At 62.1% G+C, this 16,338-nt stretch carries 17 protein-coding genes and 1 riboswitch; of the genes, 12 read left to right on the top strand and 5 right to left on the bottom strand.

Annotation, left to right across the window (positions count from 1 at the left end; all coding sequences use genetic code 11):
* The first annotated feature begins 5 nt into the window (after positions 1-5).
* The 6 genes from PQ457_RS11720 (at position 6) to PQ457_RS11695 (ending at position 6,291) form a co-directional block, all read left to right on the top strand.
* Positions 6-1,598 carry a flavin monoamine oxidase family protein gene (locus PQ457_RS11720; protein WP_273617015.1) on the top strand — a complete coding sequence of 531 codons (1,593 nt, stop codon included), beginning with the start codon at positions 6-8 and terminating at the stop codon, positions 1,596-1,598.
* Between the two features lie 12 nt (positions 1,599-1,610).
* The gene (locus tag PQ457_RS11715) at positions 1,611-3,200 is read left to right on the top strand and encodes a flavin monoamine oxidase family protein (RefSeq protein WP_273617014.1); all 1,590 of its coding nucleotides are present in this window, start codon (positions 1,611-1,613) and stop codon (positions 3,198-3,200) included.
* 5 nt (positions 3,201-3,205) lie between these two features.
* Entirely contained in the window at positions 3,206-3,619 is a 414-nt protein-coding gene (locus tag PQ457_RS11710; RefSeq protein WP_273617013.1) for a c-type cytochrome, read from the top strand.
* A gap of 77 nt (positions 3,620-3,696) precedes the next feature.
* Positions 3,697-3,773, top strand: a riboswitch (Fluoride riboswitch).
* Between the two features lie 24 nt (positions 3,774-3,797).
* A complete protein-coding gene (locus tag PQ457_RS11705; RefSeq protein ID WP_273617012.1) occupies positions 3,798-5,090 on the top strand; it encodes a chloride channel protein in 1,293 nt (430 codons plus the stop codon).
* 181 nt (positions 5,091-5,271) lie between these two features.
* Positions 5,272-5,664, top strand: coding sequence for a hypothetical protein (locus PQ457_RS11700; RefSeq protein ID WP_273617011.1), 393 nt, complete (start codon positions 5,272-5,274; stop codon positions 5,662-5,664).
* 258 nt (positions 5,665-5,922) lie between these two features.
* Positions 5,923-6,291, top strand: a complete 369-nt coding sequence (locus tag PQ457_RS11695; protein WP_273617010.1) for a hypothetical protein — start codon at positions 5,923-5,925, stop codon at positions 6,289-6,291.
* A 209-nt stretch (positions 6,292-6,500) separates the two neighbouring features.
* Here the strand turns inward: PQ457_RS11695 and PQ457_RS11690 are convergent, their stop codons facing one another.
* Positions 6,501-7,160: a methyltransferase family protein gene (locus PQ457_RS11690; protein WP_273617009.1), complete on the bottom strand. Its 660-nt coding sequence runs from the start codon at positions 7,158-7,160 to the stop codon at positions 6,501-6,503.
* 406 nt (positions 7,161-7,566) lie between these two features.
* On the opposite strand from PQ457_RS11690, the gene rplJ reads away from it, so the two are divergent.
* The 3 genes from rplJ (at position 7,567) to PQ457_RS11675 (ending at position 9,293) form a co-directional block, all read left to right on the top strand.
* Complete coding sequence (gene rplJ, locus PQ457_RS11685; RefSeq protein ID WP_273617008.1) at positions 7,567-8,082, top strand: 50S ribosomal protein L10; 516 nt, start codon at positions 7,567-7,569, stop codon at positions 8,080-8,082.
* 112 nt (positions 8,083-8,194) lie between these two features.
* Positions 8,195-8,572 (top strand): 50S ribosomal protein L7/L12, encoded by a 378-nt coding sequence (gene rplL / locus PQ457_RS11680; protein WP_168603844.1) that lies wholly within the window; start codon positions 8,195-8,197, stop codon positions 8,570-8,572.
* Between the two features lie 214 nt (positions 8,573-8,786).
* On the top strand, positions 8,787-9,293 hold the full coding sequence (locus PQ457_RS11675; RefSeq protein WP_273617007.1) for a hypothetical protein: 507 nt from the start codon (positions 8,787-8,789) through the stop codon (positions 9,291-9,293).
* Positions 9,294-9,495: 202 nt separating this feature from the next.
* On the opposite strand, the gene PQ457_RS11670 is transcribed toward PQ457_RS11675, so the two are convergent.
* The 3 genes from PQ457_RS11670 to PQ457_RS11660 form a co-directional block, all read right to left on the bottom strand.
* Positions 9,496-11,319, bottom strand: a complete 1,824-nt coding sequence (locus PQ457_RS11670; protein WP_273617006.1) for a diguanylate cyclase — start codon at positions 11,317-11,319, stop codon at positions 9,496-9,498.
* A 67-nt stretch (positions 11,320-11,386) separates the two neighbouring features.
* Complete coding sequence (locus tag PQ457_RS11665; protein ID WP_273617005.1) at positions 11,387-12,607, bottom strand: DUF2235 domain-containing protein; 1,221 nt, start codon at positions 12,605-12,607, stop codon at positions 11,387-11,389.
* A gap of 394 nt (positions 12,608-13,001) precedes the next feature.
* On the bottom strand, positions 13,002-13,556 hold the full coding sequence (locus PQ457_RS11660) for a hypothetical protein (RefSeq protein WP_273617004.1): 555 nt from the start codon (positions 13,554-13,556) through the stop codon (positions 13,002-13,004).
* Between the two features lie 34 nt (positions 13,557-13,590).
* On the opposite strand from PQ457_RS11660, the gene PQ457_RS11655 reads away from it, so the two are divergent.
* The 3 genes from PQ457_RS11655 (at position 13,591) to PQ457_RS11645 (ending at position 15,550) form a co-directional block, all read left to right on the top strand.
* Positions 13,591-13,953 carry a hypothetical protein gene (locus PQ457_RS11655; RefSeq protein ID WP_273617003.1) on the top strand — a complete coding sequence of 121 codons (363 nt, stop codon included), beginning with the start codon at positions 13,591-13,593 and terminating at the stop codon, positions 13,951-13,953.
* Between the two features lie 238 nt (positions 13,954-14,191).
* Entirely contained in the window at positions 14,192-15,145 is a 954-nt protein-coding gene (locus PQ457_RS11650; protein WP_273617002.1) for a carbon-nitrogen hydrolase family protein, read from the top strand.
* A 24-nt stretch (positions 15,146-15,169) separates the two neighbouring features.
* Positions 15,170-15,550, top strand: a complete 381-nt coding sequence (locus PQ457_RS11645; protein ID WP_273617001.1) for a ribonuclease HI — start codon at positions 15,170-15,172, stop codon at positions 15,548-15,550.
* Position 15,551: 1 nt separating this feature from the next.
* On the opposite strand, the gene PQ457_RS11640 is transcribed toward PQ457_RS11645, so the two are convergent.
* Complete coding sequence (locus tag PQ457_RS11640; RefSeq protein WP_273617000.1) at positions 15,552-16,301, bottom strand: sulfite exporter TauE/SafE family protein; 750 nt, start codon at positions 16,299-16,301, stop codon at positions 15,552-15,554.
* Positions 16,302-16,338 lie beyond the last annotated feature (37 nt).

Here is a 16,338-nt window from a genome sequence, read left to right as displayed (position 1 = left end):
GCATCATGATCAGCGATCTTTCGCCCCAGACCCGCCGCGACCTGCTCTCCATGATCGGCCGCGCAGGCGGCGGCCTTGCCATGTATCAGGCGATGACGGCGCTGGGCCATGCGGCCGAAACGCAGTTTTCCGGCCCGCCCGCGCTGTCGGGTGCGCGCGCCGGGGCCAGCGTGCTGGTGCTGGGCGCGGGGCTGGCGGGCATGCTGGCGGCCTATGAGCTGACCAAGGCGGGCTATAAGGTTCAGGTTCTGGAATATCAGGACCGGCCCGGCGGCCGCAATTATTCGGTGCGCGGCGGCGACAAGATCGTCGAGGTGGGCGGCGCGACGCAGAATGTCGCCTATCAGCCGGGCAATTACCTCAACCCCGGCCCGTGGCGCATCCCGCATCACCACCGCACGCTGCTGCATTACTGCAAGGCGTTTGGCGTGGAACTGGAGCCTTTCATCCAGCTCAACCACAATGCCATGGTTCACCGCAAGGATGCCTTTGGCGGCAAGCCGCAGCGGTATAAGGAACTTGCCGTTGATTTCACCGGCCATGTCTCCGAACTCTTGGGCAAATCGCTCAACGCCGGGGCCTTGGACAGCGCGGTCAGCAAGGAGGACAAGGAAAAGCTGATCGCGGCCTTGCGGGAATGGGGGGCGCTCGACGGCGATCTCAAATTTACCAGCGACCTGCATGTCTCCAGCCGCCGCGGCTATGACCGCGCGCCGGGCGGCGGGGTCAATGGCGCGCCCACGCCGTCCAAGATCAACAGCCTGTCCGATGTGCTCTCCAGCCATGTCTGGACGCAGATGAGCTTCTATTTCAACTATGTGATGCAGACCACCATGTTCCAGCCCAAGGGCGGCATGGATATGATCGGCAAAGGTTTCTACAAGCAGATCGCCAAGCTGGTCCGCCTGAACACCAAGGTCACGGCCATTAAGCAGGACGACAAGGGCGTCGCCGCCACTTGGACCGACACGGTGACGGGCAAGACGGGCGTGGCGACGGCGGATTATATGGTCTGCACCTTGCCCGCTACGATCCTTGCCCAATTGGACATTCAGGTGTCGGACGCCAAAAAGGCCGCGATCAAGGCCATTCCCTACAGCGGTCAGGTCAAGATCGGTCTGGAAATGAAGAGCCGCTTCTGGGAAGAGAAATATTCGATCTATGGCGGCCACAGCTTCACCGATCAGGCGATCGGGCTGATTTCCTATCCCAATTTCGACTTCTTCAAGGACAAGCCCGCCGTGCTGCTGGGCGCGTTCGCCAATGGCGCGGGCGGATACATGCTGGCGGGCATGACGCCGGAAAAGCGGATAGAGGCCGCGTTGGCGCAAGGGTCCGTGTTCCACCCCGAAGAATATCGCCGCGAATTCATGAACGGCGCCTCGGTGGCGTGGAGCCGGATGCCGTGGATCCTCGGCTGTTGCGGCATGTGGACCGAGGAGAGCCGCGCGACCCATTACCAGAACCTCGTCTCGATGGACGGGCGCATCGTTCTGGCGGGCGAACATGCCTCCTATTACGGCTGCTGGATGGAGGGCGCGCTGCTCTCCTCGCTGGACGCGATCACGCGCCTGCACCAGCGCGCTCTGGCGGCATAAGGGGGCGCCGCGATGAACGAACCCATTATGCCCATGACCAAGCGCGATCTGCTCTCGATGATCGGCACGGCGGCGGGCGCTTCGGCGATGTATATGGCCATGTCCAGCATGGATCAGGCCAAGGCGTCCAATTTCCAAGGCCCGCCCAAACTGGAGGGCGACAACAAGGGCGCAAGCGTGCTGATCCTTGGCGCGGGCGTGGCGGGGATGACCGCCGCGCTCGAACTGTCGCGCGCAGGCTACAAGGTGCAGGTGCTGGAATATAATGACCGCGTGGGCGGGCGTTCATGGACCTTGCAGGGCGGCGACACCTATACCGAACTGGGCGGTGCGACGCAGACCTGCCAGTTCGCGCCGGGCAATTACATCAACCCCGGCCCCTGGCGCATTCCATGGCACCACCATGGGTTGATCCATTACTGCCATGAACTGGGCGTCGCGCTCGAACCCTTCATGCAGGTCAATTACAACGCCTATGTCCACAACACCAAGGCATTTGGCGGAAAGCCTCAGCGCTATCGCCATATTCAGGCGGACTTTTACGGCCATGTCGGCGAATTGCTGGCCAAATCGGTCAATGCCGGGGCCTTGGCCCAGACCGTCAGCAAGGAAGATGGCGAGATCCTGCTCGAGGCGCTGCGTTCATGGGGGGCGCTCGATCGCAACATGCGCTATGTGAAAGGCGCGGCCAGCAGCGGGCGGCGCGGCTATGACAAGGAGCCGGGTGGGGGCCTTTCGGCCGTTCCCGAACCCTCCGATCCGATTGATGTCCAGACGCTGCTGCGTTCGGGCCTCTGGCGCTCCATCGGCGGTAATCTGCAATGGGATCACCTCTCCACCATCTTCCAGCCGGTGGGCGGCATGGGGCAGGTGGCCAAGGGTTTCGAGCGCGCCGTGGGCCATATGGTGCGCAAGAACAGCAAGGTGACCGCGATCCATCAGGATGAACGGGGCGTCACCGTCACCTACAAGGACACGAAAAGCGGCGCGGTGATGAAGGCGGCGGCGGATTATTGCCTCTGCACGATCCCCCTGCCGGTGTTGGCCCAGATCGAGATGAATGTCAGCCCTGAACTGGACGCCGCGATCCGCGCCGTGCCCTACAGCACCAGCGTCAAGGTAGGTCTGGAATTCAAGCGTCGCTTCTGGGAGCAGGACGACCAGATCTATGGCGGCATCACCTATACCGACCTGCCGATGAGCCAGATCTCCTATCCTTCCACCCGCTATGGCGACAAGGGGCCGGGCGTGCTTCTGGGCTGCTATGTCGGCGGGGCGGCGGGCTATGAGCTGACCGCCAGCACCCCGGCGCAGCGCGTCGAAAAGGTGCTCGAATGGGGTTCGCAGATCCACCCGCAATACAGGGGCGAGTTCATGAACGGCGTGTCGGTGGCATGGCACCGGGTGCCCTTCACGCTGGGCTGTTTCGGTTCGTGGACCGAGCAAACGCGCGCCGAGCATTACAAGAACCTGTGCAAGTTTGACGGGCGCATCCTGCTGGCGGGCGAACATGCCTCCTATTACGGCGGCTGGCAGGAGGGGGGTATCACCTCGGCAATCGACGCGATCACGCGGCTGCATCAACGGGTTATCGCGGGGTGAGACACATGAAGAAACTGATCTTGAGCATGGCCCTGATCGGGGCGTCGTCGGTCGCACAGGCTCAGGCCCCCGCCCGCCCCGCGGCTGCTGCTTCGGCGGGCGATGCGGCCTTTGGCGCGCGCATGCTGGGTCCGGCCACCGGCGAGCAGATCTTCACCCGCGTCTGCGCCGCCTGTCATATGCCGGACGCCAAGGGGGCCGAGGGCGCGGGGCGTTACCCTGCGCTGGCGGGCAATCCCAAACTGGCGATTGGCGCCTATCCGGCGATGGTGGTGGTCAAGGGGCTGAACGGCATGCCGCCCATCGGCGCGATGCTGACCGACCAACAGGTGGCCGATGTGGTCAATTATGTGCGCAGCCATTTCGGCAACAGGTTCAAGGGCACGGTCAAAGCCGAGGACGTCAAGGCGATGCGTTAAAGGGGGCGCTGAAGCGGGGCGCCGGCGGCGCGGCCCTGACGCCTCATCTTGACGCAGGGCCGCGTTTGGGCCAAAGCCGCGCCCAAGGCGATGGATTTCCGCCGGGCCTTTGGGCCGAACCGCCCGGTTTCGGGCTGATGATTCCTACCTTTCGCTGGTTTGGCAACAAGGTGGAATTATGCGCGCTATCTTCTCCCGTCTGATCGTTCTGCTGCCGGTCCTGCTGGCGATGGCCTGCGTGGTCGGCACGCTCTGCGCCGCATTCCTGTGGAGCCTTGATGCCGTCACGCGGGCGCGTTTCGACCATCCCTGGCTGCTGTTTCTGCTGCCGCCGGGCGGGGCGGGGATCGGCTGGCTCTATCACCGCGTCGGACAAAGCGTCGAAGGCGGCAACAATCTGATCCTTGATGAAATCCACGAGCCGGGCGGCGGGGTGCCTTTGCGCATGGCGCCGCTGGTGTTCATCGGCACGGTGGCCACGCATCTTTTCGGCGGTTCGGCCGGGCGCGAGGGCACGGCGGTGCAACTGGGCGGCAGCATCGCCAGCGCGGCGGCGCGGATCGCACGGCTGGACGAGGCCGGGGTCCAGATCCTGCTCAAGGCCGGGATCGCGGCGGGCTTTGGCGCGGTGTTCGGCACGCCTCTGGCGGGCGCGGTCTTTGCGCTTGAGGTGCTGGCCATCGGGAGGGTCCATCTGCCGGGCCTGCTGGCCTGCGTGATTGCGGGCTATGCGGGCGACTGGGCCTGTCAGGCATGGGGCATCCACCATACGCCCTACGCGATCCATTATGCCGGGGGCTGGGATGGGCTGCTGCTGATCAAGGCCATCATCGCAGGCGCGCTCTGCGGCCTTGTCAGCCTCGCCTTTGCCGAGGCCAATCATGGGCTGGGCGGGTGGTTCAAGGCGAGGGTGCCCTATGGCCCGGCGCGGCCCTTCATCGGCGCTCTGGTGCTGATCGCGCTGACCTATGCGCTGGGTACGCGGGCCTATCTGGGCCTTGGCGTATGGTCGGCCGACCCCCACGCGCCCACGATCCCCGGCTTCTTCACCGGCCCGGTCGACGGCTGGAGCTGGGCGCTCAAAATGCTCTTTACCACCATCACCCTGTCCAGCGGCTTCAAGGGCGGCGAGGTCACGCCCCTGTTCTTCATCGGCGCGGGGCTGGGCAATGCGCTATCGGGCGTGCTGGGCGGGCCGGTCGATCTCTTTGCGGGCCTCGGCTTCGTCGCGGTCTTTGCCGGCGCCGCCAACACCCCGCTCGCCTGCATCCTCATGGGCCTCGAACTCTTCGGGCCGGGGCCGATCCTGCCCATCGCGCTTGCCTGCTATGCCGCCTATGCCTGCTCCGGCCACAACGGCATCTACCTCTCCCAGCGGGTCTGGCGGCCCAAGTTCCTCCATCCGGGGGTGGAGGCGGGGGTCTCGCTGCGGGCGGTCCGTGCGGCGCGCAAGGGGGGTGTTAAAAGGTAAGGGTGCCTCCGGCGGGCAAAGGGCGGGGGCCCTTTGCAATCCCGACAATGGGGCGTGGGAGGGCCGGTGTTGCGTTTGGGGGTGGGGGGGAATGGCTGTTATGCCGCTTCGCGGGAAGAAAAGCAGGCGGTCCGGACGCGGTGCTATTGCGGACATTTGAGATGCGCTTTACGATTTCCGGATGAACTTCCGCGGCATCAAGTTTTCATTGTTCACTTTTGTTGTGCTTGGCTTGTTTAGTCCGGGCCGTAGCCGAGTTCTGCCCGCGTTAGTTTCACCGCGTGAGCTCGTTGGCCGCTGGGCAGTGCTGCATGGCAACACAAAGTCCGAGGCCTGTCGGTCTGATTTCATATCAGATTTTCTACCCGACGGCCGGTATGGTGGGGATATGGAAGATGGCGTGTGGAGTTTGTCTGGCGATATCCTGACAGTAAAAATACTTCGTTCAAATTATGATGCAGGCGGAGAAGGCCCGATGCGCCGCCTTCGCCAGCCAGAGATTCGGAAAATTCACGTCGCCAAAAGACGAGATGGCCTAATTAGTGTCGATCATGACATTGCTGTTCGGTGTTGATTTAGACCAACTCCATCGCGCCATACGTCCGCTCCCCCTAACTTTCCCGCCGCAGCGACTGTCACGCGAGAGGGCCGATAGCCGTCCTTCGTACATGAGAGCGCGGAAGGACAGCTATCCACCATTTTCGACGAAAAGCGCCGTTCCGGACACGGTGCTGTTGCGAACGTCGCAGGCGCGATTTTGGGAGACATAGTCGGAAAGGGTGGTTGCCCAAACTTGTGTAATCATGCCATGTGGGATTGAAGGAACTTTCCCATGAAGGCGACAGAATTTGTTGATCTTGTCGATCATTTAGCGGGGCGGTCAGCCATCGATGATGTGCTGTCTCAGTTGCATAAGCCCTCAGGCCGTAAGCCACCCGAACATAGCATGCGGCTATCGAAATGGTTCAATGAACTTGATGAGGCTGGGAAATCGGCCGTGCGCGACGTTATTGTGCAGACTGCGGCCACGGCCCTATTTGGAGTGTATTGCCTCTTAGATGGTTCGCGGTCAATTGTGCATAACCATGAAAATGAGCGCTTAGATTTGATTTACAGAGGCCAAAACGGTGATGTCCTCATTGCATCTACGAATGGAGAAGTTGCGGACCTTCTACACGAGATAAGAGGTGATCTGATTTGATATAACGAGAGAGCAACGTCCGCTTGCCCAAACTTCCCCGCCATCTCCCCGCCGCGCAGCGGCTTTCAAAACCCGACATCCCGCCCAAACGCCCTACGGCCATTCTGGCGCAACAAAGACATTAACGGGATTGCAAAGGGACAAGTCCCTTTGCCCGCCGGAGGCATCAGCAGGCCCCCGCCGGAGGCATCCAAACCCGCCAAAACCCCTCAAAACACCCCCGGCACCAGCCGATAGCGGACCTTGCCCATGAAGGCCTGATAGGCGGGGTCTTGGGACAGGAGGGCTTCTTCGGCGCGCAGCCGCAGGATCTGGGCCCACCAGCCGATGGTATAGAGGACGAGATTGAGCAGGCTGGGCATGAGGATCATGATGCCGATGTGGACGGCAAGGTAGCCTGCGTACATGGGGTGGCGGACGAAGCGGTAGAGGCCGTCGCTTTTGACGCCGCGATTGGCGGGCGCGATGCCGAAGCTGCGGCGCAGCGAGAGTTTGGCCAGCGCCTGCACTACGTTGCCCAGCAGGACCAGCGCGATGCCGAGGGGGGCGATCTTGGGAAACATGTCGAGCCCCGGCTGGATCATCAGCGGGGCGGCGGTGGCGGCAATGGCCAGCAGCCAGTCGCCGAGGCGCAGCGAGATGTTGCCGGTGGGGCGGCGGATCAGCGTGAAGGCCATGACCGCCGTTTCGGAAATCAGCGCCAGCGGCGCATAGCCGTTGAGCGAATGGGCCACCCGGTTGACCAGCGCCAGCCACAGCACAAGGATCAGCCCCTGTTCGATCCGGTCCAGCACGCGCGGATTGGCGCGGGCAAAGGCGCGATCGAGCGAGCCTTGGGCGGGGGCGGGAATGGCGGCGTTCGTGGTCAAAGCGGATGGCCTTATGCGCGGGAGGGGGATGTCCCCGTCCGATGGGCCAAGGATTACGGCCTCGATGGTTAACAACTCGCTAGGAAAGGGGCGCTTGACTCCGCTTCTCCATCTGCTAATGGCGCCCCGGAAGTCAGCGGGCATGCCCGCAGGCTTTTCCGTCCGAGACAGTTGGTGTGGGGAATTGGCCCCGCTTAATTTCCAGCCTAGACGGGGAAAAGAGATTATGGGCGTTTTCGCCCCTATCGCGGCTTATCGGCCATGCTCCTTTGGGGCGGCCTGCCGCAACTCCTTCCCTTTGTCACGGACCCAACCGCCCCTGCGGATGCGCCTTGGCGCGTCCTGCATGGACAAAGTAGCCGGCCCGGAGGCTTTTGCCGATGGGCCATTTGTGAAGGAGTAAGGCATGGATCGTTCGCAGAAAGCCGAATCGGTCGCCCAGCTCAACGCGGTCTTCAACGAGGTCGGCGTGGTGGTTGTCACCCGCAACCTCGGCCTCACCGTGGCACAGTCGACTGTGCTGCGCGGCAAGATCCGCGAAGCGGGCGCGACCTACAAGGTTGCGAAGAACCGTCTTGCCAAGCTTGCTGCCCAGGACACCCCGTACGAAGGTATCGGCGACCTGCTGACCGGCCCCACCGCGCTTGCGTGGTCGGTCGATCCGGTTGCCGCTGCCAAGGCTGTGGTGGAATTCGCCAAGACGACCGACAAGATCGAGATCGTCGGCGGTTCGCTGGGTAGCGTCGTTCTGAACGCCGATGGCGTCAAGGCTCTGGCCTCGATGCCCTCGCTCGACGAACTGCGCGCCAAGCTTATCGGCCTTGTTCAGGCCCCGGCCACCAAGCTGGCTCAGCTCTCGACCGCTCCGGCGGCCAAGCTGGCCCGCGTGTTCCAGGCCTATGCCGACAAGGACGCTGCGTAAGATTTGCGCCGGGCCGCGGCCCGTCCATCTTTTGTGCAGGTAAGACTTTTGAACCCTATTTTTCCGGGTTTGGCGCCTCCGCCGCCCGGTAAACAACATTGGAGTAATTATCATGGCTGATATCGCCAAGCTCGTTGAAGAACTGTCGGCTCTGACCGTCCTCGAAGCCGCTGACCTCGCCAAGGCTCTGGAAGAAGCCTGGGGCGTGTCGGCTGCTGCCGCTGTTGCCGTTGCTGCTCCTGCCGCTGGCGGCGAAGCTGCTGCTGCGGTTGAAGAAAAGACCGAATTCGACGTCATCCTGACCGGCGACGGCGGCAAGAAGATCCAGGTCATCAAGGAAGTCCGCGCGATCACCAACCTGGGCCTGACCGAAGCCAAGGCGCTGGTCGAAGGCGCCCCCAAGGCGATCAAGGAAGGCGTGTCGAAGGCTGAAGCCGAAGACATCAAGAAGAAGATCGAGGAAGCCGGCGGCACCGTCGAAGTCAAGTAAGACTTCAACATGCGCCGGTCGGATCTTCCGACCGAACAGAGAGGGCGGCTCCCACGGGGCCGCCCTTTTTGCGTTTCGGGGGGATGGGAAAGGGCGCCTCCGGCGGGCAAAGGGCGCAGAGCATTTCTCTTGAGAAATGCGACCGCAAATACGCTCCTTTGCAATCCCGATAATGACGGCGTCAGACGGCCGGTGCTGTGTCGGGGCCGGAGGAATGGCTGATATGCCGCTGCGCGGGAAGAAAAGAAGACGTTCCGGACACGGTGCTGTTGCGGACGTTGCTTTTGATGGCCATCATGACTGGATGAAACGTTGCAATCGTATCATCTTGAAATTTTTAATCGGTGGGTTGGTGTTGCTAATCACCTTCCCGTTCTGGGGTATGGGGCCCGCAGTTTTTCTTGATTCGAAGAGGACAGTGCTTTCAAGTGCACGCTCGCCAGATGGACAGCGCACCGCACAGGTCGAGCGCCTGATCGTCGGTGGGGTGCCAAACATCGTTGTAACGGTAAGAGCATCATGGCTACCCGACTGGTATTTAGCGGGTTGCGCGGCAATCTCGCATTACCGTGATGCAAGAACTTCGGTTGCCTGGAATTCGAATGATGCCCTAACCGTCACCCACACCGATGAACGCCGGTTTTGGCGGACAGACGGAGCCCCATTCCATCTCGGTGCATGTGACAATCTCAGTGTACTCCTCCGCGATGAAGACACTTGATCACGTCCGCTCCCCTAACGTTTCCGCCATTCCCCTCCGCGAAGCGGCTTTCAGAACCCGCACCGTTCCGCCGATCCGCTCCGTCGCCATTTTGGCGCGACGAAGGCAGTAACGGGATTACAAAGGGCCGCCGCCCTTTGCCCGCGGGAGGCATCAGTAACGCCCGCCGGAGGCAACTTTATCCCCCTTAAACCCCGCTCCATTACTCCCCCGCTTCGTTCACGATCACGCGGTTGCGGCCTTCACGCTTGGCCTGATAAAGTGCGATGTCGGCGGCCTGGATCAGGCCCTCGCCATTGGGATCCATGCCGGAGGACCAGCTGGCGATGCCGAAGGACATGCTGATGAGGCCAAGCGTGCGGCCCTTGAGGCGCACGTTGACTTCGCCCACGGCGTTGCGCACCTGCTCCACCCTGTCCTGCAGGACTGTCGCGGTGGTGCCTGGGGCGATGATGGTGAATTCCTCGCCGCCGAAACGACAGATGACATCGCCGCTGCGGAACTGTTTCTTCAATTCCGCGGCCACGGCCTGCAGCACGGCATCGCCCGCATCATGGCCGAATTCGTCATTGAAGCGTTTGAAATGGTCGATATCGCACATGACCACGCTGAGCGGCACGCCCGAGCGGGTCGCGCGGGCGATTTCCAGTGTCAGCGTTTCCTCCATGTAGCGCCGGTTGAACAGACCGGTCAGCGGATCGCGGATGGTCTGTTCGCGCAAGGAACGCTGAAGGCGGTGGTTGACCAGCGCGGAAGCGATGTTTTCGGCCAGAACCGTCAGGCGGAAGCGTGTTTCCTCCTCGACCGTGCCGTGGAGATAGAGCACGCCGATGACTTCGCCGCCCGCCAGCAAGGGCTCGCAGTGGTATATTTCATCGGGGCTGGTGTGGCTGCACACGATGTCGCTGCCCACCTCGCGCAGAAAATGGCTCTGGCCCCGGCGCAGCGCCCAGCATTGGCCGGGGGCAAAACCTTCGGCATCGGTCTCTGCCCCGCCCCATCCGGCAATCGGGATCAACAGGTTGCGCGAATTGTTATGGGCATACAGCGCCCCGGCAATGCCGGGCAGCACGCGCGGTACGAAGACGCGGATGATCTGGGCCAGTTCGTCATCGGTGCGGGCCGCCTGCATCCGGTGCGCCATTCCGCCCAGCATTTCGATCACCTCGCCGCGCTGGCGCAAGGTTTCGCTGTTGCGCTGCAATTCGGCATTGGCCTCCTGCAATTGCGTCTCGCTCGACAGTTGATCGGCCACCGCGCGCTCGAGCCGGTCGGCCATGTCATTATAGCTTTGCGCCAGATGGGTGAATTCGCGCGATCCCATGGCCTCGACGATCCGTGCCGAACGCCGCCCCTGGCCCATATCGGTCATCACCCGCCGCATGGCGGCCAGCGGGCGGTTAATACCGCGCATCAGCAGCAGGAATCCGATCGCCACCAGCAAGGCCACCAGCCCCGCGCCCCCCAGCGCCAGCCCTTCCGACCAGCGCAGCCGCTCGTTCACCGCATCGCTGCGACTGGCCTGCAGGGCGCGCTCATTGTCCAGAAAGCTGCGGGCGCGCACTGTGATGGCATCCATCAGTTCGCGCCCTTCGTCGCCCGCGATCCTTGCCTGGGCGATGCGGAAATCGCCGCGTCGGCCCTGCTCGACCGATTGCCGCAGCATGGCTGCGCGCTGGCTGATCAGGTTGGCCAGTTCCTGCGCGCGGGCATATTGCGGCGGATTGTCATGGGTCATGGTCACGACCCGCTTGATGTTCTCGTCGGCGTTGGTCGCGCCCTCTTCAGAGGTGGTGGCAAAAGACGGCACGTGGGTAAAAATATAGCCGCGCGAGCCGGATTCAGCCGACCGCAATTGGCTCAATGCCATTTGGGTGCGCTCGATCACCGCCGAGGAATGATTGACCCATTGCACCGCTTTGCCCGCCTGCTCTGCGGAATCGACAAGGATGGCCGCGAAAGAGGCCAGCGCCGCAATGACAAGGGCGCCTAGGCAAAGGATGCGGGCGGAGAGCGAGGCAAGCATAGATCAGTTTAAAAGCTATGCCGATTCATGCTTAAAAACGGATATTTTTCACCTCACGGGATTGCCCCTATTTTGCCGTGCTGAAATAGCCTCCCGCCGTCAGGGGGGCGGGCCGATAGGTGATGGTCCGCCGCCCGAACCAGCCATCCGAAATCACCGTAACCTCCTGATCCAGACGCATCTTGACCGCATCGGCATAGGGCAGGTGGGTGCAGTCCATCACCGGATCCTTGCACGGCAATTCGCGGTCGCTCTTTTTGCGCAGCCAATAGGCGGGCAGATCCCAGGGGCGATGGCTCGGCCCCAGATGGGCGCGGTCGGACAAAGCGTTCAGCGTGAAGCGAAGGCCCGGTCGCGTGCCGTCATCAAGGCCCAGTTGCGCGGCCATCCAGTGCAGCGCGATGGTGGAAAGCGCGGCATTGTCGCCCTGGTCCGGATAGCCGCCCCCGACATCGGCATGGGCGCCCGCAAACAGGCATTGCACCACCCCGTCGCGCGGCGCCCAGAGCGTCGGGGTGAAATCGCAACGCCGCTCGTCAATGGCCACGGCATGCAGGCCATGGCGAACCTTGTCGCTCAGCTTGTTGTCGATGAATTTCAGATAATCGTGGCGCGCCTTGCTCATCAGGATCGGCTTGGGAATGCCCATTGCCCCCACGGTGTCCCACACGGCGATCGTGTCGATGGCCACGTCGGGAATATAGAGCGGTGTCAGTTCGAGCGCGTCGCGGGCCTGCTGGTCGCCCTCGGCAATCATCATCTGCAACGCGCCGAACAGATCGGCGGGCGGCTCTTCGGCTTTTCGCAGCACCATGTAATTGTGCCATGCCGCGCTGGCGTAACGCTGGCCCAGCGCATTGTTGGCCACATTTTCCAGCCCCAGACCGGCCCAGTCGAGCAGCCCCATCCGCGCAATCAGCCCGCCCAGCGCCCGCACCGTATAGGCGCCCCGGCTGAACCCGATCAGATAGATCCGGTCGCCCGGCTGATACTGGCGGCTGATGAACGTATATCCGCGCAGCACGCGAAAGATCAGCCCCGCGCCAAAGGCCCCGCCGACCAGATTGCTCCACCAATTGCCGCCGTCGCCCACGCCATGAATATATTTGGCGACATAAGGCGGCGTGTCGGCAGAGCCGGGAAAGGCCTTCTCCTGCTCATCATCGCGCGGCCCGCCCAGCGTATTCTCGCCCGCCAGCGCCTGAAACAGGGCCAGCACATTGGAACGGTTGCCGCCATCGGCGCCCTGCCATGTGCCGTCGGCAAAGAACAGAATGGATTTCACCATCGTATCCCCCCTGTGTTTTGGAGGGAAGCGTCTCATTGATACTATGGGGCGTCAAGATGGATGGGGTATGGGGAAGTAATATAGGATTGCATACGGCGGGCAAAGGGACTTATCCCATTGCAATCCCGTTACTGTTTTGTTGTGCCCAAAGGGCGACTTGGCGTTGGTGGGCGATGGTTTGAAAGCCTGCGGCGCTCAATTGCTCTATTTCACCGCAGCGCAGGCTTTTCAAAGCCACAGTTTTTCAACGCAAGGCCGGGTGGACATATCCGCAGCCAGAGAGCGATGTCGGCCTTTCGTCTTTCCGATCCAAACCCGCCTTCCGGGACACGGCGCTAAAATAGCCGTTGCCTGTATGGCGGGAAGCGCCCCACTTTCGGACATTAGAGAAAGGTCAATTTTGCGCCCGATCCAATTGCACGTTCAGTATTTGATCCGTTGCGGAATTGAGAATCTGCTCGAACTCTTGGACTTGGTTCAACGTTATGCCGAACTTGTGTAGATGTGGAGCGGACATCGCAATTCCGCGTAGGTACTCGCACACTTGTTGCTCGAGTGTCCCTGATACAAACACATCATAATCCAAATGTGGGGCACAGTCGTATATGCGCTGTTTTACTCGTGCCTTGGATCGCTCATTGTAGCGTTCATGCATGTCCATTGGCATCACAATTGGAATAAAGCGCAGCGTCAAGTCGACATTGGACACAGAAGATTTTGCAAGAGCAGTGCTCAGATATGCCTCGACGCACTGGCGTGCTCGTTCAAGCCCAGCGTCGGCGGGAAATAACTCTCCGAAGATGCCCATAACTTCATTGGAATGCAGCCTTGCTGAACATTTGAGGGGAAAACATACCTGTTTGCGGCCATTTTCCCACCTGCAATTCGTCCGCATTCCACCATATTTCGACGAAAAGCGCCTTTCAGGAGACGGTGCTGTTGCGGACATTGCTATCTGCCTGATGAAGGCATAAAATGGGGCTATGACGGCCCGATCTTTCACCTTGGTGACTTTAACGTCGATTATTTTGCTGTTGCTAGGTGGAAATCGTTCAATTCCTAAATGGCAGGGGTTTGCAAATATATCGCTGAATTCCTCGGAGAAATGCGCGGCGGACGTATTAAGCCGTTTCGGCCAACTTGAGGAAAACAAGGGTTATATCCCAGAAGGTGGAGTCACACGCTTGTTCATCCGCTCTTTTGCAGATGGAAAGCGATCACGCCCAACTCTTACAGTTTCGCTGCATGGTAACGCGCGGTTTTCGTCGGTGTTCATGGACGCCACTGATGATAAAAAGGCAGATGCAGCTTGGCGACAACTTCAGCGGCAATGTAAATTCAATTAGTTGCTATGATTGCAGCTTTGTCCGCTCCCCCTAACTTTCCCGTTTTTCTCCGCCGCGCAGCGGCCTTCAAAACCCGACACATCCCGTCCAAGCGCTCCGCCGCCATTTTGGCGCGACGAAGACAGTAACGGGATTGCAAAGGGACAAGTCCCTTTGCCCGCCGGAGGCACCCTTTGCCCCACCGCAGCCCAAGTTTTTCTTGCTTGCTGTCCCGGCTGCACCTTCGCACATTCGGGCGATGACAGCTTCTACCCCCTCCGCCCCTTTTTGGGCGGCCATCGCGCAATATCCGATTGATGAACCGGCCGATTGGGCGGCCTATGAGGCCAAGCTGCGCCGGTGGGTGGGCGAGGCGGCGGGGCAGGGGGCGGGTTTGCTGGTCTTTCCCGAATATGGGGCGATGGAACTGGCGGCGCTCGATCCGGTTGGCAAATCGGACCTGCATGCCAGCCTTGGCGCGGTGTCGGATCTGCTGCCCCTTGTGGACGCGCTGCATGGCGAGTTGGCGCGGGCGCATGGCGTCTATATTCTGGCGGCCAGCGCGCCCTGTTGGGTAGCGGGCAGGGGGGGCGGGCATTACGTCAACCGCGCGCGCTTTTTCGCTCCTTCGGGCGCGATGAGCCATCAGGACAAGATCATGATGACCCGTTTCGAGGCCGAGCAATGGAGCGTTTTCCCCGCTGGGGCGATCGGCGGCGGGCTGCGCCTGTTTGACACGGCGCTGGGGCGGATCGGCGTCACCATCTGTTATGACAGTGAATTTCCGCTGATCGCCCGCGCGCTGGCGCAGGCCGGGGCCGAGATCATCCTTGCGCCCTCCTGCACCGACAGCCTTCACGGCTATTGGCGCGTGCGCATCGGCGCGCAGGCCCGCGCGCTGGAAAACCAGTGCTTTGTCCTGCAATCGCCCACCGTGGGGGATGCGCCATGGTCGCCCGCTGTGGATGTCAACCGGGGCGCTGCGGGGCTTTACGGGCCGCCCGACGCCAAGCCTGCCGCAGGGGCCGACATGCCCGTTGATGGCGTGCTGGCGCTGGGCGAGGAGGGCGCGGCGCAATGGGTCTATGCCTTGCTCGATCCGGCCCGCGTGGCGGCGTGGCGGGGGGATGGCTCGATCCTGCCCCATCGAGACTGGGCGGTTCAACCGGGGGCGGGGGTGTTGCCTGAGGTGGAGGTGGTGGTTTTGCGGTAGAGGGATTTTTGACGGAGGCGTATCTTGACCACTTCCCGCATAAAGATCTTCTTCGACGGCGGCTGCCGCCCCAACCCCGGCCCTATCGAGGCCGCCGTGGTCGTCCGGGGCCATGTCCACTGGTTTGACCTTGGCCATGGCAACAATCAGGACGCCGAATGGCTGGCGCTGATCGAGGCGGTGAAGCTGTCGCAGGCGCTGGGGCTGGAGAATGTGGAACTGATCGGCGATGCGATGGAGGTGATCGACCACGCCAACCGGGCGATGCGCGACGGCGCGGGGCAACAGGGCCATGCCGCCGCCTTCGCCGCGCTGGTCAAAGATCGCCCTCCGGCGCGCATCCGCTGGATCAAGCGTCAGCAGAACCTTGCCGGGATCGCGCTGGCCTCACGGCATCCGCGCTAATTCAACCGATCCCGTCCCACATCAGTTTCAGCCCCACCACGATCATCATCGCATAGATGATCCGATAAAACCGCGCCGCATCCACCCGCCGCACCACCCAGACCCCCGCCCATGTGCTGAGCAGCGCCAGCGGCATCAGCATGGCCGAATGCACCAGATTGGCCCGCGTGAACTGCCCCAGCGCCATATAGGCGGGCACCTTGATCCAGTTCATATAGGCAAAGGCAATCGCCGTCGTACCCACCAGCACATCGCGCTCCAACCGCTTGGGCAACACATACATCTGAAACGGCGGCGCCCCCGCATGGGCGATATGGCTGACAAAACCGGAGAACGTGCCGAACAGCACGCCCACCCAACCCGGTGAATTGGAGGGCAGGGCACTCCTGCCCCCGCGCTCGTTCCACATGCGCTGGACCCCGAACAGCAGCGACACCACCCCCACGGCCAGCAACACCGCCTTCTCGCTCACGCTGCGCGAAAACAGCCAGCCCAGCGCCACGCCGATGGTCATCCCCGGCATCATCACCTTGAGCACCGCCCCCGACCAATGCCGCCGGAACGACCACACGCTGACCGCATCCTGCACGATCAGGATCGGCAGCATCACCGCCGCGCTTTCCACCGGCGCATTGGCCAGCACCATGATCGGCATCGCCAGCCCTCCCAGGCCCGCAAAGCCCCCCTTGGCCATGCCCGACACCACCACGGCCAGCACCGCACAGACAATCGCCATCGGGGTGTCGAGCATGGGGGCAACCTTTCATCCGGGGGAAACCGATAATCGC

Source organism: Novosphingobium humi (assembly GCF_028607105.1).
GTDB classification, from domain to species: domain Bacteria; phylum Pseudomonadota; class Alphaproteobacteria; order Sphingomonadales; family Sphingomonadaceae; genus Novosphingobium; species Novosphingobium humi.
The sequence above is the reverse complement of the archived record's forward strand: the minus strand, read 5'-3'. Positions and strand labels throughout refer to the sequence as shown.

What these genes read in the sequence shown, in the direction of transcription:
- PQ457_RS11660 (WP_273617004.1), bottom strand. Translation starts at nt 13,556, where the DNA reads ATGTCCGCAACAGCACCGTCTCCTGAAAGGCGCTTTTCGTCGAAATAT.
- PQ457_RS11710 (WP_273617013.1), top strand. Translation starts at nt 3,206, where the DNA reads ATGAAGAAACTGATCTTGAGCATGGCCCTGATCGGGGCGTCGTCGGTC.
- PQ457_RS11695 (WP_273617010.1), top strand. Translation starts at nt 5,923, where the DNA reads ATGAAGGCGACAGAATTTGTTGATCTTGTCGATCATTTAGCGGGGCGG.
- PQ457_RS11640 (WP_273617000.1), bottom strand. Translation starts at nt 16,301, where the DNA reads ATGCTCGACACCCCGATGGCGATTGTCTGTGCGGTGCTGGCCGTGGTG.
- PQ457_RS11705 (WP_273617012.1), top strand. Translation starts at nt 3,798, where the DNA reads ATGCGCGCTATCTTCTCCCGTCTGATCGTTCTGCTGCCGGTCCTGCTG.
- PQ457_RS11675 (WP_273617007.1), top strand. Translation starts at nt 8,787, where the DNA reads ATGGCTGATATGCCGCTGCGCGGGAAGAAAAGAAGACGTTCCGGACAC.
- PQ457_RS11715 (WP_273617014.1), top strand. Translation starts at nt 1,611, where the DNA reads ATGAACGAACCCATTATGCCCATGACCAAGCGCGATCTGCTCTCGATG.
- PQ457_RS11670 (WP_273617006.1), bottom strand. Translation starts at nt 11,319, where the DNA reads ATGCTTGCCTCGCTCTCCGCCCGCATCCTTTGCCTAGGCGCCCTTGTC.
- PQ457_RS11665 (WP_273617005.1), bottom strand. Translation starts at nt 12,607, where the DNA reads ATGGTGAAATCCATTCTGTTCTTTGCCGACGGCACATGGCAGGGCGCC.
- PQ457_RS11720 (WP_273617015.1), top strand. Translation starts at nt 6, where the DNA reads ATGATCAGCGATCTTTCGCCCCAGACCCGCCGCGACCTGCTCTCCATG.
- PQ457_RS11650 (WP_273617002.1), top strand. Translation starts at nt 14,192, where the DNA reads ATGACAGCTTCTACCCCCTCCGCCCCTTTTTGGGCGGCCATCGCGCAA.
- rplL (WP_168603844.1), top strand. Translation starts at nt 8,195, where the DNA reads ATGGCTGATATCGCCAAGCTCGTTGAAGAACTGTCGGCTCTGACCGTC.
- rplJ (WP_273617008.1), top strand. Translation starts at nt 7,567, where the DNA reads ATGGATCGTTCGCAGAAAGCCGAATCGGTCGCCCAGCTCAACGCGGTC.
- PQ457_RS11655 (WP_273617003.1), top strand. Translation starts at nt 13,591, where the DNA reads ATGACGGCCCGATCTTTCACCTTGGTGACTTTAACGTCGATTATTTTG.
- PQ457_RS11700 (WP_273617011.1), top strand. Translation starts at nt 5,272, where the DNA reads ATGAACTTCCGCGGCATCAAGTTTTCATTGTTCACTTTTGTTGTGCTT.